The organism is Peptoniphilaceae bacterium AMB_02 (assembly GCA_036321625.1).
GTDB lineage: Bacteria > Bacillota > Clostridia > Tissierellales > Peptoniphilaceae > Microaceticoccus > Microaceticoccus formicicus.
This window is the reverse complement of record CP143259.1, coordinates 2,104,426-2,124,421: the sequence shown is the minus strand read 5'-3', so window position 1 is coordinate 2,124,421 and position 19,996 is coordinate 2,104,426. Positions and strand designations below refer to the sequence as shown.

Sequence of the window (19,996 nt, the reverse complement as noted above, 5' to 3'; positions counted from 1 at the left end):
TTCCACCATCCTTAGACATAAAAACACTTAATTAAACTGATTAATAAAAGTATATCACTCTTATTGTATTATATATACCCTGTAATAGATTATATTAATTAAATATATAAATGGGGGTATAATTATATCGTCAATAATAGATATAGTGAAGTTTAAGAACAAAATATTTAAGTTATTAAGGAATATTTTGTTAATTGATGATTAAACTGTTTTACCAATTGATGGGTAGGGTATACTATTATTGGCAGGTGATTAAAGTGAAGAGCAAAGACGAAAAAATAAAATATCTTGAAGTATCACAACTTATTGAAGAAATAATAAACGAAGCCATAGAAGTAGAGGCATCGGACATACATATAGAACCAGAGAGTGAAACTACCAGGATAAGATTCCGTATAGATGGAGATCTAATAAAAATATGCGATATTCCTTCTGAAAGACAATCTGAAATTATTACCAGAATAAAGATACTTTCAAATCTCGACATAGCTGAAAGAAGACTTCCACAAGACGGTCGAATTTCATGGAATGACTCGAAAGATACTGATCTAAGAGTAGCTATTACGCCTGTGATACACGGAGAAAAAGCCGTTATCAGAATACTAAACAGCACCAGATATGATATGAGACTTGATAAATTTGGGTTTTCAGAAGAAAACTACAATACCTTAAAGGGTATCTTAAGTAAATCAAGTGGAATGCTTATAAGTACGGGACCTACCGGCTGTGGTAAGTCGACGACATTATATGCATTAATACGAGAACTAAATAATGAAGAAGCCAATATCATAACCATTGAAGATCCCGTTGAATTTAAAATAAAGGGAATAAATCAGACCCAAGTTAACGAGAAGGCCGGAATGGATTTTAGTATCGGATTAAGATCTATGCTCAGATCAGATCCCGATATAATTATGGTCGGAGAAATAAGGGATACAAAGACGGCTGAAATTGCGATTAGAGCAGCGATTACAGGGCATCTACTCCTCAGCTCACTACATACCATGGACTCTTACTCAGCGATAATCAGACTTTTAGATATGGGAATAGAACCATACCTTATAGCATCTGCGCTGGCAGGTGTTCAGTCACAAAGACTCGTTAAAAGATTATGTCCACATTGCTCGGTCAAAATGGAACCTAATATTTCGCAATTAAGTATTATTAAATCTGTTATTGGAGATGCTGAAAATATCAATTTAAAAGCTCCTATGGGCTGCGAACATTGTACGAATGGATTTAGAGGAAGGCAAGTAATCTCAGAAGTTTTTGAGATAGATGAAGATTTTATAGATGCAATTAAGAATAAATCGGATATAAATACTCTTAGAAAAATCGGAGAAGAGAAGGGGATTAAATCCTTAGTCTATGACGGATTATCCAGAGTTATCAAAGGGGAACTTTATATAGACGATGTCTTAAGACATGCTTACAATTTAGGAGAATGTAATGGACAAATCCAATCTATTAAGAAAGACGGTTAGTTTTCTAAATCAAGATATAAGTTTTAAACCTGATACCAGAAGTATAGGTATGCTTTTAAATCAATTATCAGTAATGATATCTGCCGGTATCAGTATACATAATGCGCTTGAAATAGTTTCAAAACAATCGATAAGTTCTAAACTGAAAAAAATCGTAGACAGATTATTGATTGAAGTAAGATCGGGGCTATCGTTCTCAGAAGCCGTATCGAAAGAAGATTTCGACAATAAAAAATTACTCTCGGCAATGATAAATGCAGGAGAAATGAGTGGAAGTCTTGATATGGTTCTGTCCATGATGTCAGAATTCTATATTAAAAAGGCGGAAAATAATAGGAAAATCAAAAGTGCTTTGATCTATCCTGCAATCCTAATGATTACTTCGATAATAGTATTGGGATTTGTCTTGACCTATGTATTTCCAATCTTTCTCAATCTGTTCGAAAGCTCGGACAGAATACTGCCTAAATCAACTAGGTTACTTATTGCAATAAGTAAGCTGCTTTCAAGTCACGGCTTGATTATATTATTTGGTTTTATAGTATTTAACATAGGAATTTATCTATTGTATAAGAAAAATGCGAGATTTAAATACATAGTAGACATAACTGCTTTAAAGCTGCCCGTAATCGGAAGGTATATTAAATACCGGACCGTGACCAATGCTGCTGCAAACTTTTCAATACTGAGTGGCTGCGGTGTACCAGTTCTGGAGATCTTAAAAATAATTAAAAACAGTACATCAAATACATATATCTATAAAATTTACGAAAATGTAATTACAGCAATTACATGCGGGAGTACGTTAAACGAAAGTTTTTCGGTGGATAGTTTCTTTCCGGCTCTATTTATATCAATGCTAAAAATTGGAGAAGAAACCGGAAATCTCGATAAAGTAATGGAAAAGACAGCCCTTTATTATGAATCAGAGCTGAACGATTCCATGAATGCACTTATATCGATTTTTGAACCGATAATGATTCTGATTATGGCGCTCATAGTCGGATTTATCGTACTATCCATTGCCATTCCTATGTTTGATTTGGTTACATTTGTTGATTTTTGATTTAAAGAGAAATCTTTAAAATAAATTATGAAGGAGGAAACAATTGTTAATTAGAAAAGGAAAGAAGAGAGGATTTACACTCGTCGAACTCGTAATTGTCATTGCCATTCTGGCGCTGCTTGCGGCAATAGCGCTGCCCAAATTTGTAAATTCAAGGCAAAAAGCTAGGGAGACTGCACATATTGCGAATGTCAGGGTGCTTAAATCTGCAGCTACTACATATTTAGCTGACGAGGGTAATCCTAAAGATGGAGTAGTATGGGATGTAGAGTCAAAGAATTGGGAAAAATATATCGATAAATGGCCAAAAAATCCTTTAAAAAGTGGAGATTATAAAGTGACAATCTCTGATAAAGGGGAGATTACCGTTACACCTGGGGAAGATGAGTCAAGTGAAGGAAATACCAATCCAGGAACTGATGGTTAATTATAGGTAAAAATATGTATCACTTAATTTTTATTTTCGGAATGATAATGGGTTCATTCCTTAATCTAGTTGCGAACAGGAAACTAAGGGGCATATCTATAATTGCCCCTCCTTCGCATTGTATGTATTGCAATAAAAGACTTAAAATCTACTCTCTGATTCCCATATTTAGCTATATATTTCAAAGAGGCAGATGCAGTTTTTGTAATAAAAAAATACCTTTCGATGTATTTATTTCTGAACTGATTGTTCCGGTAGCATATGTTATCGGGCTATACAATCTTGGACCAAGCTTACTTACTATAGAGTATATGGTGATATTTTCGGTACTATATATTTTGGTCTTAACTGACTTAAACTCCAATACCATATACGATTCACATCTTATAGTCCTATTTATAATGGCAGGTGCTGCATTATTTTATAAATTTATCATAGGTGAGTTTAATCCGGTCGTGGGAATTATGCAGATGCTTTTATTCTTGCTGTTTTTAAAATTTAGAAGACTTGAAAATACACCGATAGGAGAGGGAGATCTATTGGTATTTATATCCCTTCTAAGTTTTTTTGATTTTCTAAATGGAATCATGTTGATATTTATGTCCTTTTGGGCTGCAGCTCTCTACATACCTGTTTTAATATTTAAAGGTGCTGGTAGAAAGAATAAGATTGCCTTTCTGCCATTTATACTTGCGTCTTATTTTCTTATCGTCAATTATGGGAATGCCATTTTAAAGTTGATGAGGTGGATATAATGAAAAGAGCATTTACATATCTGGAATTAATTTCCACGATAGCTATTATAGCTATAGTTTTTTCCATTGCCATCCTCAAAGTCGGAGCCATTGATGAAATCAAGGAGAGAGCTGAATTTCGCGCAATTGTAAATGATATTAAATATGCCCGTAATTTGGCGATAGTGTCCAAATCAAATGTAGAATTCCAAGTTGTGGTTACGGATTTTAATGGCTATAAAATTTTTCAAGCCGGTGAAAAAACAAATAAAGAAGTAAAAAAAGTAGAATTAGAAAAATTAAGCAGAGTAAATACCACATATTATGATGAACAACTTCATTTTAAGAACGACGGGATGCCCAATAAAGGTGGAAGGATAGAATATAAGGGAAAGAAAAAATACTATACGGTGACCATAGGCGTTGCAAGTGGAAAGGTGTATATAAGAGGTGAAAGATAATGAAGAGACCTGCATTTACCTTACTCGAAGCAATAATAGCCCTCTCAATACTTGCAATTGTAGTGGTATATTTGCTTCCTGCAATTTACATTAATCATAATAAGAGAAATGATAAATCAAATGATATTAAAAATGCCTACTATGCACAGGCAATAATGGAGAATTTTAAATCCAAACATTTTACCGGTATAGATACAAAGTTGAATATACCAGAAGATTTGGAATATCAGGTTGAGGAAGAAGTGAGCGGAAGATTTACAATTGTCGAAGTGAGGATAATAGATGATGAAAAAGAGTTTAAAACCAAGCTGGCACTGCCAAACGAAAAGGGGATTTACGCTAATTGAATTAATTGTAACCGTCTTTATAGCGAGTATATTAATCGGTGTTTTTTCGATGCTCGTAGACTTTAGTTTTAAAAATCTGGAATATTCATATACGGTAAATGATAATATCTACTCGGGAATACATCTATTTGGACTTATCAATGACGATGTAATTAAATCTGAAGTCGTTTATGATAGTAGCGAATTTATTTTAAATGAGAATTATAGCTGTAATTTAGGATTTGTATTGAGGATAATGGACGGATCCAACTATAAGTACGTATACTATGCTTACAAGGATTCCAATATCTGGAGAATAGCTTTCAATACAGCTGAAAGTGATCCCAAAAAGATATCTTTTAAAAGCCTGAAAGACAAGGGTGTTAATTCCATAATAGAAAATGTAGTATCAATCGACGGTTCACGCTTAAATACGGAATCTAAACTGATAGATTTGGTAGTTGAAGTCAATAATTCGAAGAAGGATTTGTATACAACACAGATCTATGCACAAAGGGTTGATAGTCCATGAAAAAAAGAGGATATATCTATGTCTATGCGATATTTGCGATAGCACTACTATTTATGGTCGTAGTATCCATAACTGAAGCTGTCATAAATAAAAACAGAATCGTAGTTTATTCAGAAGACTATATAAACCAAAAATATCTAACAGAGTCAAATGCCTATTTGGCAATTGATCATTTGATAAGCTCCGGATTGATTGATGATAACATTACAAGAGCGAGTAGGATAAATTCAGGAAAAGAGTGGAAGCTAGAAGCATCCATAGACCCTATATTTGAAGGTCAAGAAAAATATGATGTAAAATATACTAAAAATACGGAAGGATACTTAGATTTTGAGTTTAAAAATTATTATGATGGCATTGTCTATGAAAATAAGGGATCGATAAAGTTATTTAATGACTTGTATTATGACGATAGTCTTTTAATCGATATAGAGGATAATGCCGAAGAATACGATAATCTTCAAAAAGCAGGTTACATCGACAAGTATATAGAAGATGTTTTATTTTTGGAAGATGGCATTAAGAGAATATTCACTCAAAAAGATGGTAAACTTGCCTATAGGGTCTATACCGAAGATGACGAAGAAGTCGAAGGAGAAATTGATCTCACTGAGGACGAAATAGGGGCAGAGGATATAAAAAATGATGATTCTGAAAATGATGCTGAAGATAATATGGACGTAGTTGCTAGCACTAAATCTAATGATGAAACCAGAGACGATGAGGCTAGAGATGAATCTGTAAACGAGGAAGAGATAGATCAAAAGAATCCTATAGAAGAGGAAGAAACTGAAATAATATATGAGAATGATGAAAGTTCTGAAGAGTCAGAAGAAACTAAAGATGAAGTCGATGATAAATCAGAAAACAAACCTGAAGATTGGACCATCATAGACAAAAATACGTACAGCGGACTTGTAATAGGACCTCATACCGTTTATTCATCGGATAGTACTTTGATTCTATCGGGGTTAATAAAAATGGATGAAGATACCGTAATAGATTCTGATATAGAAATAAGAGGTGTGCTTATGCTCGAGGGTAATCCAATTATCAAAAAGGGAAATATAGAGGTTACAGGGGCTATTCTAACGGCTGTCGGTAAACCGGACTGCATTGCACTAATACCAAAGGCGTCGAGATTTGAAAAATATGGCTCCATATATAGGAATTTTATAGAGCCGAAGGTGCAGGAACTAAGTTACTCTTATTAATATGAATTTCAATATCGACGCAAGAGTATGATTTAATACCAGTCAATGGCGTAGAGGAGCATTCTTTATGCCTTATTATAGTAGTGGTATCTTAACTTTTGTTTTACATATATTGAGAAAGTTTTTAAAAATCGGATAAATACTATATCTGCCAAGAGCTTATGAAAACGTATGTATTGACAGGATTAAGAGGTTTTGATATTATAACTACTATATTAATGGAGTAAAACGAGGTGTTTTAATAGACTAAGTATCTTATCCATTAAAATAATAAGGGGGTTTTAATATATGTTTAACAAAAGAGTAGTATCATTATTATTAGTACTAGTCATGTTACTATCAGTTTTTGCAGGTTGTACTCCAAAAGAGCAGCCGGCTAAAGATGATGCAAAGACTGAAGAAAAGAAAGAAGATGTAAAAGAAGATAAGAAAGAAGAACCTAAAGAAGAAGATAAAAAAGAAGAGCCAGCAGGCGACAAGAAAAACGTATCAGTTTTCTACTATAACTATGGCGATACTTATATCTCAACTGTAAGAAATGCTTTCACTGAATTGGTTAAAGGCGATGCAAATGTAGAATTAACAGAATACGATGGACAAAACGACCAAGCTAAGCAAAATGACCAAATTGACGTAGCTATCCAAAAAGGCGCTAATGTTCTAGTAGTAAATATAGTTGACTTCGGAGCTGCGGATATCGTAATAGATAAAGCAAAGGCTGCCGGAATACCTATAATATTCTTCAATAGAGAGCCTACCGACGGAAATGTTTATAAATCATACGATAAAGCTAGATTCGTAGGTACTAAAATCGAAGAAGCCGGTGTTCTACAAGGTCAGCTTATTAAAGCTTACTGGGAAGAAGGAAACCATGACAGAAATGGCAATGGTAAACTTGACTATGTATTACTTCATGGTGGTATAGAAAATGCTGAAGCAGTTGCAAGAAGTAAGTATTCAGTAGAAGAATTAGAAAAAGCAGGAATCGAAGTAAATAAGATTGCTGAACAAATCGCTGACTGGGACAATGCAAAAGCTCTAACTGCAATGGAATCATGGCTTGCAAAAGACCTTGATAATATCGACGTTGTTATAGCAAACAATGACGGTATGGCTATAGGTGCACTAACTGCTCTTCAAGCTGCAGGCTTAAATCAAGTAGTTGACGGTAAGATAGATCCAGCTAAATATGTTGGAGTATTTGGTGTTGATGCTACTGAAGAAGCTCAAAAAGTTATTAACGATTTAGCTATGACAGGAACAGTTAAACAAGATCCTGATGCAATGGCTAAAGCAATGCATCTAATGACTATGAACTCTCTAGAAGGAAAAGAGTTTATCGAAGGTACAGATTATAAATATGACGAGAGTGGAATAGCTGTCAGAATTCCATATCTACCATACGAAGCAAAATAATTTTAATTTAAGAGGTCGCCAAAACGGCGACCTCAAAAATTAATATTACATAGAAGGGGTGATCAAACTGAGTGAATCTAATTATTTACTTGAGATGAAAGGGATATCAAAGGGTTTCCCGGGGGTTAAAGCTCTAGACAAAGTACAATTTAGAGTAAGACCAGGAACAGTACACTCCTTGATGGGGGAAAACGGTGCCGGTAAATCCACATTGATGAAATGTCTATTCGGGATTTATATGGAAGATGAAGGAGAAATATTTCTTCAAGGGGAGAAAGTTAGATTTGAGAATCCTAAACAAGCACTGGAAAATGGAGTTTCAATGGTTCATCAAGAGTTAAACCAAGTTATGAAGAGATCTGTTGCTGAAAATATGATGCTTGGGAGATTTCCTAAAAAAGGTATGCTGATTGACCATAAGAAGATGTATGAATTTACGGAAGAGGCATTTAAGGATTTAGGATTAAATATCAATCCAAGAACCAGGATGGATAAATTATCGGTTTCACAAAGGCAGATGGCGGAGATAGCAAAAGCTGTTTCCTATAATGCAAAAATTCTTGTTTTAGACGAACCGACGAGCTCACTTACGGAGCAAGAAGTAGAGATATTATTTGATGTTATAAATATGTTAAGAGATAGAGGTATGGGCATCGTCTATATCTCACATAAAATGGAAGAAATACTTAGAATATCGGACGATATTACCGTATTTAGAGACGGACAATGGGTCGCCACCGAAAGAGCTGAAAACTTAGACAACAATAAGATAATAGCACTGATGGTTGGAAGGGAGCTTACAGATAGATTTCCTGAGAAAACCAATAAGCCTTCCGAAACTATATTAGAAGTTAAGAATCTTACTGCAAAATATCAACCATCGATACAGGATGTATCTTTCTCACTTAGAAAAGGTGAAATTTTAGGTGTTGCAGGTTTGGTCGGTTCACGCCGTACAGAACTATTGGAGACTATATTCGGTGTCAATAAATCTGAATCGGGTGAAATTTTACTTCATGGTAAGAAATTAACCAATAAAAATCCTAGAGAATCAATCAACAATGGATTTGCGCTGTTAACGGAAGAGAGAAGAGCAACGGGGATATTTCCAATGTTAAACATTGCGGCAAACTCCACAGTATCGAGCTTGAAAAATCATAAGGTATCCGGATTTATTAGTGATAGCAAGGTGAAGAAAAGTACAGACTGGGTTATCCAGAGTATGAATGTAAGAACTCCATCTCAAAAGACTCATATAAAATCATTATCAGGCGGTAATCAGCAAAAGGTAATCATTGGTAGATGGTTATTAACGGATCCTGAAATACTGCTATTGGATGAGCCTACCAGGGGGATAGACGTAGGAGCTAAATATGAAATCTATAAATTGATACTGGATCTTGTCAACAATGGTAAAGGTGTAATCATGGTTTCATCCGAACTACCCGAACTACTAGGTATATGTGACAGGATTATGGTTATGAGTGATGGAAGAGTTGCTGGTATAGAGGATGTAGCAAATCTGAATCAAGAGAAGATAATGCACCTCGCTAGTAAATATCTATAGGAGGCGAAAATGAACGAAAAGAATACTCACACAGATATAGACAAGATAAAACGAAATGAGAGAACTAAGGAATTTTTACTTAATTACGCACTTTATTTTATCCTAGGCATAATGATTGTAGGTATGATTGCTTATGAACCGTCATTTTTATCTGTAAAAAACTTTACAAATATATTAACTCAAGCCTCAACCAGAGGAATAATGGCGCTTGGGCTTGCAGGCTTAATAGTATTGCAGGGTACAGACTTATCTGCAGGAAGGATATTGGGTCTATCTGCAGCTATATCGGCATCATTATTACAGAGTTTGCAATACGGATCCCGAATGTATCCTAATTTACCGGAGCTTAATATGCTAATACCTCTATTAATTGCTATTGCAGTTGCTGTTGTATTTGCATTAATAAATGGATTTGGTGTTGCAGTTCTTAAAATCCATGCTTTTATAGTAACACTTGGAACCCAGTTAATTGCTTTTGGACTTATTCAAATTTATATAGACTCTCAAGCTAAGGGAGCTCAGCCGATAGGAACATTGCAAGACAAGTATAAAATGCTGGCTCAAGGTTCATTCTTAAAAATTCCCAATCTAGTCTGGTTCTTAATGATTACAGCCGTAGTCGTTTGGTTAATTTGGAATAAAACCGAGCTTGGTAAAAATATGTTCGCTATAGGAGGAAATCCGGAAGCTGCTGAAGTATCCGGGGTCAACCTTGTTAAGAACATAATGCTGATTTATTTATTGTCCGGAGTACTTTACGGTATAGCAGGATTTTTAGAGGCAGGCCGTATAGGTTCGGTTACTGCAGCTACAGGATTCTCATATGAGCTTGATGCAATCTCCGCCTGCGTTGTTGGAGGGGTATCTTTTTCAGGAGGAGTCGGAACAATACCGGGCATTCTTATCGGTGTAACAATTCTGCAGTTTATAACTTATGGACTAAACTACCTTGGAGTAAATCCATATATCCAATTTATAATCAGAGGTTTAATAATAATCGTAGCCGTAGCTATCGACGTTAGAAAGTACTTAAAGAAAAAATAGGTGAGATAGTGAACACTATAAAATTAGAAAATAATAATCTTTCCCTGGAGTTACTCGATGACTTCGGGGCAAAAATTATTTCAATTAAAGATAAAAAGACGGATTTTGAATTTGTCTTCCAAAATGAATTGAAAGAATACAAGAAACCCGAGTATGGTTCAGATTTTTCTATCTATGATACCTCGGGAATTGATGAATGCTTCCCAACGATAGATGATTGTGTCTATAGGGGAATAAAACTTCCAGATCATGGTGATATTTGGTCTGCAAACTGGGAAAATATAAAAGATGATAATGTGATCATATCCAAAACGAGCTCAAAGAGCTTGGGATTTACTTTTATGAGGAAAATTTCACTTGAAGGTGATGAAATAAAATTAGAGTACGAAGTCCATAATACAAGTGATCAGGCAATGCATTATCTATGGGCTCATCATGGACTTTTAAATATCGAAAAAGATACCAGAATCGAACTTCCCTATTCAAGACATGATGCACTTAATGTTCATAATGACCTAAAATACAGATTTAATATTACAAAAATTGCCGAATACCCGGACAATGGAGCCTATAAGTTTTACAATAATGAAGCATTGGACAGGTCGGAAGCGGCGATTTATCATCCGAGTTTAGGTCTAAGATACAAGCTGGTTTTTGATTTTGAAAAGCAGCCTTTTTTTGGTGTTTGGTTAACGAAAGGCGGTTTTAAAGGTGATTATAATGTGGCACTGGAACCAAGCAACGGTTTTTACGATAGTTTGGATAGGGCAGTAAATAACGGTTTAAAGCCCATAGAGGCAAATGAATACGATAGATGGGAAATTAAAATTATAATAGAGAGGATGAAGTAAATGGCGGAGTTAAGATACAATCCACTACTTGACGATTATACTATGGTTGCGGGCAGTAGAGATAAAAGGCCTAATATGCCAAAGGATTATTGTCCGTTTTGCCCTGGATCAGGAAAAGTTCCTGATGAATACGATGTGTATAAATATGACAATGACTTCCCGATGCTTTCGACAAATCCTCCACAACAAGACGATGTAGCCGGAGGTCCTTATCATACTAAGGAATCCTATGGAAAATGCGATGTCATACTATACTCTCCCGATCATAATGGTAAATTATGGGAGCTTAGTGAGGAGCATTTAATAAAACTGGTAAAACTTTGGATTGACAGATTTACTGAAATTTCTGAAGATTCCAAGATAAAATACGTGTTTCCGTTCGAGAACAGAGGTGCCGAGGTCGGAACGACCATGCCGCATCCTCATGGGCAAATATATGGCTATTCATTTATGCCTAAGATGGTAGATATAGAACTGAAAAATGCTCAGAGCTATTATGAAAATAATAAGTCCAATCTATATGATGATATGTTGGCTGAGGAGATAAGATTTAAAGACAGATTGGTATATGAGAATGAAACCTTTACAGCTTTTATCCCATTTTTTGCTCAGTACCCATATGGTATCTATATCTTCAATAAATGCAAATTAAGTTCATTCAAAGACTTTAAAAGTGAACATATAAAAGACTTTGCAGATATTCTAAAGACAATAGTCGGATCATATGATATTCTTTTCAATAGAGACTTTCCATACATGATGGGAATATACAATGCACCGGTAAACAGTGAAGAGTATTCCGATGCAGAAGACTTTTTCCGTTTTCATGTTAAATTCTTCCCGCCACTTCGTGGAGAGCATAGCATAAAATGGAATGCTTCAAGCGAGACGGCTGCTGGAGCTTACGGTAATCCCAGGGTTTCAGAACAAACAGCCGGTGAACTGAGAGAGGCGGTCGAAAGATTTAATGAAACTCACTAAAGAAGAATACAAAAAAATGAAAGACAGAGCCATCCTAAACTTTGGTAAGGCTGACTACAGACTGTTTTTTTCTCCAAGTAGAATCAATATAATAGGTGAACATATTGACTACAATGGAGGGAATGTACTGCCATGTGCTATAGAAATCGGCACTTATGCGCTGGTTAAACCGGCGGTGCGTGATGTAATCAGATTGAGATCATACAATGCTCAGTATTACAAGGAAGTGCTTATAGGTTCCGAATTTAATCCTAATAATAAATGGATAAACTACACACTTGGTATGATAAATGCAATTTCTGAATCGGGTTATGAAGTAGGCGGTTTGGAAGGCATAATCTATGGAAATATACCAACCGGCGCCGGACTGTCATCATCTGCTTCACTGGAAATACTCATAGGTAAGATTATAAATGATCTATACAATAATTCGGAAATTTCCATGAAAGACCTTGCAGTTTTAGGGATGAAAACAGAGAATGACTTCATTGGACTTAACTCAGGTATTATGGATCAATTTGCAATAGCTATGGGTAGTAGTGGGAGTGCCATTTTATTAAAGACAGGAACCCTTGACTATGAATACGTGGATGCAGATTTAGGAGATTCCGTGCTGGTCATATTAAATACTAATAAGGGCAGAAGGCTGGTGGATTCTAAATACAATGAGAGAAGGGCCGAGTGTGAGTCAGCACTTGTCAAACTTAAACCCAAATTTGAAATCGAAAATCTTTGTGACTTAACTGAAGAAAATCTTGAGGATGCGCTTAGTGTTCTGGATTTAGAGAATGAGAGAAGAAGAGTAAGACATGCTGTAACAGAAAATGCAAGAGTTCAAAAAGCCATTGAAGCAATTAAAAATTCTAATATGGAAGCACTGGGAAATCTGTTAAACGAATCCCATTACTCATTGAAATATGATTATGAAGTAACCGGGGATCATCTTGATGCTATTACGGCTGCTGCCAGAAAAGCCGGAGCATTTGGAGCAAGGATGACAGGTGCAGGTTTTGGTGGCTGCGGTATTGCTCTTGTAAAAAAAGATGAACTTGATGAATTTAAAAAGACGGCAGGAAGACTATATAAAGAAGAAACCGGACTTGAAGTAGACTTCTATGAGACTGTCATCGGATCCGGACCCTGTGAATTGGAGGTTGAAAGATGGGAATACTAGTTACCGGAGGAGCCGGTTATATAGGAAGTCATGTATGTAAGTATTTAAAAGAATTAGGTGAAGAAGTAATCGTAGTCGACAATTTGGAGACCGGATACAGAGATAGCGTTATAGCAGATGCATTTTATGAACTCGATATAAGGGATACAGATGCTCTTATAGATGTCATGAAATCACATGATATCGTAGGTGTAATCCACTTTGCAGCTTATTCACTCGTAGGAGTGAGCATGGTGAAACCCTATGAATACTATGATAACAATGTAGTGGGAACCTTGTCTCTCTTAAAAGCGATGCAGGCTGCTGAAGTAGATAATATAGTATTTTCGTCAACAGCTGCCACTTATGGCGAACCGGAAAGCGTACCGATAAAAGAGTCGGACAAAACCGAACCGACCAATCCATATGGCGAAACAAAACTTGCAATGGAAAAAATGATGAAGTGGTTTGATACCGCCTATGGAATGAAATATGTTGCACTTAGATACTTTAATGCAGCAGGTGCTTCTAAAGATATGAGTCTGGGAGAGAGACATAATCCCGAAACTCATTTAATACCACTCATACTTCAAGTACCGCTTGGAGTAAGGGAGAATATCAGTATTTTTGGAACCGATTATAATACACCTGACGGAACGGCTATCAGGGATTATATACATGTCCAGGACCTTGCATCAGCTCATTATCTGGCACTTAAGTATCTTCTAGACGGTAATGGAAGTGATGTATTTAACCTTGGAAACGGTAGCGGATTTTCAGTTCAGGAAGTAATAGATACCGCAAGAGCAGTAACATCTCATCCGATACCATCTGTAGAAGCAGAAAGAAGAGCAGGCGATCCTGAAGTACTTATCGCTTCAAGTGAAAAAGCTCAACAGGTTTTAGGTTGGGAACCCAAGCACTCTTCCCTGGATGAAATTATCAGAGATGCGTGGAATTATTACAATAAAAACTAAAGTGTAAATCTAAAACAAGAGTCCAGTAGCCGGTATATGATGTAAAAATATTGCATAACCGGCTATTTTAGTTTAAAATATAATATGTAAGTGTAGTAATACTATAAATGTATCTGACTATAATTTATCAAGATAGAATATACAATGGAGGAACAAAATGAAAATAATCGTATGTAAGAACTATGAGGAGATGTCAAAGAAAGCTGCGATGGTCGTAAAAGACGTTATCGGCAGATACTATAGACCTAAATTAGGACTGGCTACAGGCTCATCACCTGAAGGACTTTATAAAGAGCTGGTAAAAATGTATGAGAGTAATGACATCAACTTCTTAAATGCTGAAACAGTAAACCTTGACGAGTATGTGGGAATTGATCCTGAAAACCCACAGAGCTATCATTACTATATGCAAAAAAACTTTTTTGACAAAATAAATATCAGAAAAGAAAATATCCATATTCCAAGCGGATCTGAGGATAAGCTGGACGAAGCAGTTAGAGACTACAATGAAAAATTAGACTATGTAGGTAGAAGAGATATACAAATACTGGGCATTGGAGAAAATGGACATATCGCATTTAATGAGCCTGCTTTTAAGTTAAATCTTAGAACTTCAATAGTTGAGCTTACTGAAGATACAGTTAAGGCTAATTCCAGATTCTTTGAAAATGAAGAAGATGTACCAAAAAGAGCAATCTCTATGGGAATTAAGGATATCCTTAATGCAGAGGTAATACTTATCCTTGCATCCGGAGCTAAAAAGCAAAAAGCGGTAAAAGAATTAATCGAAGGGGACAGATTGGATACTAAATTCCCTGCATCTATGCTACACATACACAATAATGTGGTATTGGTAATAGACGAGGACGCTTACGGTTTAGTCGGTAAATAATAAAAAACGGCAGAAAGGCTCGTTGAATTAGGGGTTTTAGAAAACTGATTTGATAAGTCTTTAGGTGGCAAGATAAAAGGCTATGAGTTTTAGATTACTCATAGCCTTTTTAATACCTTTTTATAATAGAACAAACCCACTAAATTTATTAGTATGAACGCAAATTTAAAACTAATAGCAACTAAAAAATGTTTGATTTATATATTTATTCAACATATTCTTTAAATGTTTTGAAAGAATATCTAAGTTCATAATTCCAGATTTCAAATACTCCGCAAACTTAATAGGAGAGTTAATAAGCTCAGTAATAGTTTGATTATCTAACTTCAATTTGTAAAAATCATTGTAATAATTAGATGCAATTTCTTTAATAATATTATCAGGAAATAAAGGAAATAAAATATAGTCCCAATATGCTTGAGCCATACTACCACCATTTCCTCCCACTGATATAGTATCAAAAATACCATTGCTTCTATAGTAATCTAAAATTTGTTTTACGAAAATTCCTTTATTTAGGTCGTGTTTTTTTTGCTTTATAGTTATTCCGTGAATATTAGTAATGGTGTTTTCCATGTTATCAATAACTACAAATGATCTTCCTTTTTCAAACCCCTCAGCACCAAAGATAATATCACCTTTTTCAAGCGTCTTTAATTTATTCATATTTCCTAAATATGATGAATTATTTACAGTACCATACTGAGAAAGGTACTTAGGTAAAATTAAAGTATAGAAATTGTCGTGATATTCATCACTATATATACTTTTACCTATATTAGATACTTGCAAATTTTGGCCTCTAGATAATTTAAATCCCAACTCTTCAACAGTGGCGTAACCATGTTTATAATTTTTTATATCTGATATTACTGACACATATTTATGACTATAAAGACCAGTATCTAACCTACCAGCTTTTTTTATTTCAGAGTATTTAGTAAAATTAATAGAATATTTATGGTTAAGCGTTTCATTTCTCAACTCTTCACTTATACTCTGAAGAGTTTTATTAAATAATTCATCAATTTTAATTTCTATTTTTAAAATACAATCTACTAGAAGATTAATTAGTTCTAAATCTTTTTTTGAAGGAACTGGTATAAGACAATCAAGAAATAATGTTCTCGCATGTCTAATAGTTGCACCTTTAGGTACTAATATATCTAGTTGCTCTCTAAACATTTGATGCTTTATAAGTGCAAATATATATTTTGAATATTCTTCCTTGATGGGCAACTTATAAATGGCTCCTGAACACATTATGTTAGGAAAATCTCCTTGAGAAATTGCTATTTCTCCAATATTGCTATCTTTTGAGATAAGTAAATCTCCTTTTCTTAATCCATTTCCTAAAAAACAATCAGGCTTCATAGGAATTAAGGATTCTTTAGAAAAATTCAAGATACTTGAGTAATTTTTTAGTGCTTTTGTTCTCATGAAATAATGTGTTGATTTTTTTACATAGTTTTCTGATCCTATTTCACTACCTAAAAACTTATTTGTAAGGGGCTCTTCTAAAAAATTTTTAAGAGGAATCATTTTAGTTGTGCTTTGAAGTGTTTTTTTATATTGTGATGATGAAAGGCTTGACTTATTTTCAATTATTTCACAATATTTTACTGTTTTGGGAGAATCTACATATTTCATATTATTTTTCCTTTACGAAAAGATCTATTGATTCTGTTTCTTGACTTAAAGCCCATTGTTTAAATTCTTTAACTGTTTCTGTAAAATCTTCATCTAATAATGGACTTCCATTTTCGTCCATTATTACTTGAAAATTATCGTAATCAATATCATAGACAGGCTCAAAAACTTTAACCCTTTTTTTTTGTTTTTACCTCATATCCAACATTCTCAATATTTTTTAAAAAAACTTCGTAGTTTTTATTTTGAAGTTCAGATAATCTACTTTTTGAAGGTTTATATGCAACTATTAATGTTGTATTAACTCCAGTTTCAGCAAAAACTCCAGCTGGTAAATCAAAGATTGCAACTATTCTCATGTTATCCATTAACCATTCTCTAGCCATGTGGAGACTATAGCGTTACTACAAAAGATGTAAATATAGAAATCCTGCATTTTAAGCAGTTTTATAAGCATTTTGTCTTTGATAAAGATGAAGAAGGATACGTCAAAAAGACTCAAAAAAACTACATGGACGTAAGAGTAGTTTTGCAACTGATATGAGGAGACACAAAGAAAAATATAATAAGATAAAACCCATTTTATACTTTCTACAAGAGTAGCTTAAATAAGGCTGCTCTTTTTTTATTTTAAAGAGAGGAGGTAGGAATGAATTTTGATTATTTTTATAATAGGCAATCTGAGATGTATAACTTCATTAGGTTACCTACTTATATGCACAATGGGGAAGCTAAATTTGAAAATATCATTTCTAGTACTGAATTAGGGGTGTTAGCTATTGAGTTTGGCGGAGCTAATATAGATTGGAATACTGGAAATTTTGTAATAAATATAAAAAAAGGTATTCTAGTAAAAGATGGAATTTACGTCGGGTATATAAAAATATTTTGTATACCGATGATATTTTTAGATCGTTGGACAAGTTTTTCGACAAAGTACCACAAGACAAATTAATGAGCCTAGTTCATGAACATATCAACGACCCAGAAACAGAATCATTGATAAGGAAATTCCTCCAAGCAGGAATCATGAACAAAGGACAATACGAACCATCAAAAGAAGGTACACCACAAGGAGGAAACCTCTCACCACTCTTAAGCATCATCATGCTAAATGAACTAGACAAAGAACTAGAATTAAGAGGATTAAACTTTGTAAGATATGCAGATGACTGTATTATAACGGTTAAAAGCAAATCAGCAGCAAATAGAGTGATGTATTCAGTAACAAACTAGATAGAAAGAAAACTATGCTTAAAAGTAAATGCAGAGAAAAGTCAAATAACAAAACCAAGTAAATTAAAATATCTAGGATTCGGATTCTGGTATGGCTTTAAAAGCTCAACATGGAAACCAGGCCATACCAAGACTCAGTAAAGAAATTTAAATCAAAATTAAAAGAACTGACAATGAAAAAGAGATCAATAGATTTCATAACAAGGCTAAAGAAAATAAATCAAGTGACTAGGGGATGGATAAACTACTTTCTCATAGGAAACATGAAAACAGCCCTAAGAGATATAGACGCCCACCTTAGAACAAGATTAAGAATGATAATCTGGAAAAAGTGGAAAGTGCCAACAAAGAGGCAGTGGGGATTGCAAAAAACTAGGTAAAAGACCTAGCAAGACGTACACATAGCAGTCAATTTGTGCTATAATAAGTATGGATAAGTAGGATCAAAAAAAGGAGATATATTATGGGAAATAAAATTACAACAACTGTACTATTATTAATAGCTACATCAATAGTTTTAATCGGATGTACTAAAAATGAAAATCAAACTTCAGAAAAAGTTACAGAAGAAACAACGAAAACAGAAAGCATGTCAAGTGAAGAAAAAAACTCACAAAAATATGAAATAGAAGGCCAAGACCTAGAAACAGATAAGTTACTAGGCCCAGACCTATTGACGAAAGATATAAACATAGTATCCATATGGCAGCCATCCTGCCCACCATGTGAAGAAGAATTAAAAATTATGGAAGCAGTACACAAAGAATTTCAAGATATAAACTTTATAGGCTTAGCCTATGCAGAAGACAATAATTCCATATTAGGAAAAATACAAGACTTAAATCTGACTTTTAACAATTATAAACTGACTATAGATTTTTTAGAAAAATACTCAGACAAAATAAGCTCAACACCAACCACCCTATACTTAGACAAGGAAGGGTATGAAATCCATCCTATAGAAGTAGGATCAACACCTGAAAGTGACTTTGAAAAGGCAGTAGAAGCCTATAAAGAAAAGCTAGAAGGAATAATAAATGAGCAAAAGTAGACTTTGGCTAGGAATAGAAATCATCTTACTAGCAGTCTTACTAGTCTTAATAGGATTTTTCATAAAAAGAAAAATAGACGATAGGGAATATCTTGCTAGACAAGAAAAAGTTCAAACAGAAATCCAAGTCTCCCTAAAAGAAACAGCTAAAGAAATAGGAATCGACCTAGCTAAGCCAGAAGGAGAAAATTGGATAAAAAAAAGAAACCAAGCAGCCATAAATCAAGTAGAAAAAATTCGAAAAAAAACTCCATCAGTAATAGGGATAATAGAGATACCAAAGACAAATATCCTTTATGAAATAGTACAAGGAGAAGACAATCAATTTTACTTAAACCATGACAAAAATGGAAACTACCATGAATTTGGGGAAGTATATTTAGACTCTAGAAATCAGAAAGATTTTACAGACAAAAACTCAGTGATTTACGGCCATAACATAAGACAAGCAAAGACAATATTCCATGAACTATTAAAATATATGGACCAAGAATTTTACGAAAGTCATAAAGAAATAAACTTGTATACGTTAGGAGGTTTTAAAAGTTATGAAGTTAAAAATGTTTTTTATGCTAGCCCAGAAGAACCATATAGGGAAAGAAACTTTAATAACAATCAGGAATTTATAGAATTTGTAGGTAAATATATAGATGACAACATGATAGAAACACAGCTATCAGACGAAAACATAGAAAACAAAAAACTTTTAACCCTATCAACTTGTTTTGATAATAATAGAAGATTAGTTATCCAAGCAATAGAAAAGATAGAAGACTTATAGTCATCTCGACTGAAAGCGAAGCCGTAATGGAGAGATCTTAAACACAAAAAATAAAAATTTCTTTTTTGTAATGAAGATGTAGCGAAAAAGAATTAAAAACAAAAACACATCTATTCACATAAAAATTATTAAAAAAGGAGAGTAAAATGGAAA

Annotated in this window: 23 protein-coding genes; 21 read left to right on the top strand and 2 right to left on the bottom strand. The window is 34.2% G+C overall.

Going from position 1 to position 19,996, the window contains the following annotated elements:
- Nucleotides 1-257 precede the first annotated feature (257 nt).
- From VZL98_10095 to nagB, 16 genes are all read left to right on the top strand, one after another.
- Entirely contained in the window at nucleotides 258-1,484 is a 1,227-nt protein-coding gene (locus tag VZL98_10095) for a GspE/PulE family protein (protein ID WVH63039.1), read from the top strand.
- Nucleotides 1,450-2,550: a type II secretion system F family protein gene (locus VZL98_10090; GenBank protein ID WVH63038.1), complete on the top strand. Its 1,101-nt coding sequence runs from the start codon at nucleotides 1,450-1,452 to the stop codon at nucleotides 2,548-2,550. Before VZL98_10095 ends, VZL98_10090 begins: the two co-directional genes overlap by 35 nt.
- 43 nt (nucleotides 2,551-2,593) lie before the next feature.
- Nucleotides 2,594-2,977: a prepilin-type N-terminal cleavage/methylation domain-containing protein gene (locus VZL98_10085; GenBank protein ID WVH63037.1), complete on the top strand. Its 384-nt coding sequence runs from the start codon at nucleotides 2,594-2,596 to the stop codon at nucleotides 2,975-2,977.
- A gap of 14 nt (nucleotides 2,978-2,991) precedes the next feature.
- Nucleotides 2,992-3,732, top strand: a complete 741-nt coding sequence (locus VZL98_10080) for a prepilin peptidase (protein ID WVH63036.1) — start codon at nucleotides 2,992-2,994, stop codon at nucleotides 3,730-3,732.
- The gene (locus VZL98_10075; GenBank protein ID WVH63035.1) at nucleotides 3,732-4,172 is read left to right on the top strand and encodes a type II secretion system protein; all 441 of its coding nucleotides are present in this window, start codon (nucleotides 3,732-3,734) and stop codon (nucleotides 4,170-4,172) included. Before VZL98_10080 ends, VZL98_10075 begins: the two co-directional genes overlap by 1 nt.
- Nucleotides 4,172-4,519, top strand: a complete 348-nt coding sequence (locus tag VZL98_10070) for a type II secretion system protein (protein ID WVH63034.1) — start codon at nucleotides 4,172-4,174, stop codon at nucleotides 4,517-4,519. The genes VZL98_10075 and VZL98_10070 overlap by 1 nt, the downstream gene beginning before the upstream one ends.
- Nucleotides 4,458-5,030: a prepilin-type N-terminal cleavage/methylation domain-containing protein gene (locus VZL98_10065; protein WVH63033.1), complete on the top strand. Its 573-nt coding sequence runs from the start codon at nucleotides 4,458-4,460 to the stop codon at nucleotides 5,028-5,030. The genes VZL98_10070 and VZL98_10065 overlap by 62 nt, the downstream gene beginning before the upstream one ends.
- Nucleotides 5,027-6,244: a hypothetical protein gene (locus VZL98_10060; GenBank protein WVH63032.1), complete on the top strand. Its 1,218-nt coding sequence runs from the start codon at nucleotides 5,027-5,029 to the stop codon at nucleotides 6,242-6,244. Before VZL98_10065 ends, VZL98_10060 begins: the two co-directional genes overlap by 4 nt.
- Before the next feature lie 288 nt (nucleotides 6,245-6,532).
- Nucleotides 6,533-7,660 carry a galactose ABC transporter substrate-binding protein gene (locus tag VZL98_10055; GenBank protein WVH63031.1) on the top strand — a complete coding sequence of 376 codons (1,128 nt, stop codon included), beginning with the start codon at nucleotides 6,533-6,535 and terminating at the stop codon, nucleotides 7,658-7,660.
- 94 nt (nucleotides 7,661-7,754) lie between these two features.
- Nucleotides 7,755-9,227 (top strand): ATP-binding cassette domain-containing protein, encoded by a 1,473-nt coding sequence (locus tag VZL98_10050; protein WVH63030.1) that lies wholly within the window; start codon nucleotides 7,755-7,757, stop codon nucleotides 9,225-9,227.
- A 9-nt stretch (nucleotides 9,228-9,236) separates the two neighbouring features.
- The gene (gene mglC, locus VZL98_10045; GenBank protein WVH63029.1) at nucleotides 9,237-10,271 is read left to right on the top strand and encodes a galactose/methyl galactoside ABC transporter permease MglC; all 1,035 of its coding nucleotides are present in this window, start codon (nucleotides 9,237-9,239) and stop codon (nucleotides 10,269-10,271) included.
- 8 nt (nucleotides 10,272-10,279) lie between these two features.
- On the top strand, nucleotides 10,280-11,122 hold the full coding sequence (locus VZL98_10040) for a hypothetical protein (GenBank protein ID WVH63028.1): 843 nt from the start codon (nucleotides 10,280-10,282) through the stop codon (nucleotides 11,120-11,122).
- Nucleotides 11,123-12,103, top strand: coding sequence for a galactose-1-phosphate uridylyltransferase (galT, locus tag VZL98_10035; protein ID WVH63027.1), 981 nt, complete (start codon nucleotides 11,123-11,125; stop codon nucleotides 12,101-12,103). It begins immediately after the preceding gene.
- Complete coding sequence (locus VZL98_10030; protein WVH63026.1) at nucleotides 12,090-13,277, top strand: galactokinase; 1,188 nt, start codon at nucleotides 12,090-12,092, stop codon at nucleotides 13,275-13,277. Before galT ends, VZL98_10030 begins: the two co-directional genes overlap by 14 nt.
- Nucleotides 13,265-14,233 (top strand): UDP-glucose 4-epimerase GalE, encoded by a 969-nt coding sequence (galE, locus tag VZL98_10025; GenBank protein WVH63025.1) that lies wholly within the window; start codon nucleotides 13,265-13,267, stop codon nucleotides 14,231-14,233. Before VZL98_10030 ends, galE begins: the two co-directional genes overlap by 13 nt.
- 157 nt (nucleotides 14,234-14,390) lie before the next feature.
- Nucleotides 14,391-15,125 carry a glucosamine-6-phosphate deaminase gene (nagB, locus tag VZL98_10020; protein WVH63024.1) on the top strand — a complete coding sequence of 245 codons (735 nt, stop codon included), beginning with the start codon at nucleotides 14,391-14,393 and terminating at the stop codon, nucleotides 15,123-15,125.
- Between the two features lie 171 nt (nucleotides 15,126-15,296).
- On the opposite strand, the gene VZL98_10015 is transcribed toward nagB, so the two are convergent.
- On the bottom strand, nucleotides 15,297-16,775 hold the full coding sequence (locus VZL98_10015) for a hypothetical protein (GenBank protein WVH63023.1): 1,479 nt from the start codon (nucleotides 16,773-16,775) through the stop codon (nucleotides 15,297-15,299).
- Between the two features lie 170 nt (nucleotides 16,776-16,945).
- Nucleotides 16,946-17,161 (bottom strand): hypothetical protein, encoded by a 216-nt coding sequence (locus tag VZL98_10010; GenBank protein WVH63022.1) that lies wholly within the window; start codon nucleotides 17,159-17,161, stop codon nucleotides 16,946-16,948.
- A gap of 299 nt (nucleotides 17,162-17,460) precedes the next feature.
- Here VZL98_10010 and VZL98_10005 point away from each other — a divergent pair, with 299 nt between their 5' ends.
- The 5 genes from VZL98_10005 to VZL98_09985 all read left to right on the top strand — a co-directional run bounded on the left by VZL98_10005 (nucleotide 17,461) and on the right by VZL98_09985 (nucleotide 19,843).
- Nucleotides 17,461-17,730, top strand: a complete 270-nt coding sequence (locus VZL98_10005) for a metallopeptidase TldD-related protein (protein ID WVH64561.1) — start codon at nucleotides 17,461-17,463, stop codon at nucleotides 17,728-17,730.
- On the top strand, nucleotides 17,691-18,011 hold the full coding sequence (locus VZL98_10000) for a reverse transcriptase domain-containing protein (GenBank protein ID WVH63021.1): 321 nt from the start codon (nucleotides 17,691-17,693) through the stop codon (nucleotides 18,009-18,011). Before VZL98_10005 ends, VZL98_10000 begins: the two co-directional genes overlap by 40 nt.
- A 173-nt stretch (nucleotides 18,012-18,184) precedes the next feature.
- Nucleotides 18,185-18,391, top strand: a complete 207-nt coding sequence (locus tag VZL98_09995; GenBank protein ID WVH63020.1) for a group II intron maturase-specific domain-containing protein — start codon at nucleotides 18,185-18,187, stop codon at nucleotides 18,389-18,391.
- Nucleotides 18,392-18,474: 83 nt separating this feature from the next.
- Nucleotides 18,475-19,062, top strand: coding sequence for a TlpA disulfide reductase family protein (locus tag VZL98_09990; GenBank protein WVH63019.1), 588 nt, complete (start codon nucleotides 18,475-18,477; stop codon nucleotides 19,060-19,062).
- Nucleotides 19,049-19,843, top strand: a complete 795-nt coding sequence (locus tag VZL98_09985) for a class B sortase (GenBank protein WVH63018.1) — start codon at nucleotides 19,049-19,051, stop codon at nucleotides 19,841-19,843. The genes VZL98_09990 and VZL98_09985 overlap by 14 nt, the downstream gene beginning before the upstream one ends.
- Nucleotides 19,844-19,996: the final 153 nt, after the last annotated feature.

Bases quoted from the DNA above. Each gene is read 5' to 3' on its own strand.
- VZL98_10090 (WVH63038.1), top strand. From the start codon at position 1,450: ATGGACAAATCCAATCTATTAAGAAAGACGGTTAGTTTTCTAAATCAA.
- VZL98_10080 (WVH63036.1), top strand. From the start codon at position 2,992: ATGTATCACTTAATTTTTATTTTCGGAATGATAATGGGTTCATTCCTT.
- VZL98_10075 (WVH63035.1), top strand. From the start codon at position 3,732: ATGAAAAGAGCATTTACATATCTGGAATTAATTTCCACGATAGCTATT.
- VZL98_10070 (WVH63034.1), top strand. From the start codon at position 4,172: ATGAAGAGACCTGCATTTACCTTACTCGAAGCAATAATAGCCCTCTCA.
- VZL98_10065 (WVH63033.1), top strand. From the start codon at position 4,458: ATGAAAAAGAGTTTAAAACCAAGCTGGCACTGCCAAACGAAAAGGGGA.
- VZL98_10060 (WVH63032.1), top strand. From the start codon at position 5,027: ATGAAAAAAAGAGGATATATCTATGTCTATGCGATATTTGCGATAGCA.
- VZL98_10055 (WVH63031.1), top strand. From the start codon at position 6,533: ATGTTTAACAAAAGAGTAGTATCATTATTATTAGTACTAGTCATGTTA.
- VZL98_10050 (WVH63030.1), top strand. From the start codon at position 7,755: ATGAAAGGGATATCAAAGGGTTTCCCGGGGGTTAAAGCTCTAGACAAA.
- mglC (WVH63029.1), top strand. From the start codon at position 9,237: ATGAACGAAAAGAATACTCACACAGATATAGACAAGATAAAACGAAAT.
- galT (WVH63027.1), top strand. From the start codon at position 11,123: ATGGCGGAGTTAAGATACAATCCACTACTTGACGATTATACTATGGTT.
- VZL98_10030 (WVH63026.1), top strand. From the start codon at position 12,090: ATGAAACTCACTAAAGAAGAATACAAAAAAATGAAAGACAGAGCCATC.
- galE (WVH63025.1), top strand. From the start codon at position 13,265: ATGGGAATACTAGTTACCGGAGGAGCCGGTTATATAGGAAGTCATGTA.
- nagB (WVH63024.1), top strand. From the start codon at position 14,391: ATGAAAATAATCGTATGTAAGAACTATGAGGAGATGTCAAAGAAAGCT.
- VZL98_10015 (WVH63023.1), bottom strand. From the start codon at position 16,775: ATGAAATATGTAGATTCTCCCAAAACAGTAAAATATTGTGAAATAATT.
- VZL98_10010 (WVH63022.1), bottom strand. From the start codon at position 17,161: ATGGCTAGAGAATGGTTAATGGATAACATGAGAATAGTTGCAATCTTT.
- VZL98_10005 (WVH64561.1), top strand. From the start codon at position 17,461: ATGTATAACTTCATTAGGTTACCTACTTATATGCACAATGGGGAAGCT.
- VZL98_09995 (WVH63020.1), top strand. From the start codon at position 18,185: ATGAAAAAGAGATCAATAGATTTCATAACAAGGCTAAAGAAAATAAAT.
- VZL98_09990 (WVH63019.1), top strand. From the start codon at position 18,475: ATGGGAAATAAAATTACAACAACTGTACTATTATTAATAGCTACATCA.
- VZL98_09985 (WVH63018.1), top strand. From the start codon at position 19,049: ATGAGCAAAAGTAGACTTTGGCTAGGAATAGAAATCATCTTACTAGCA.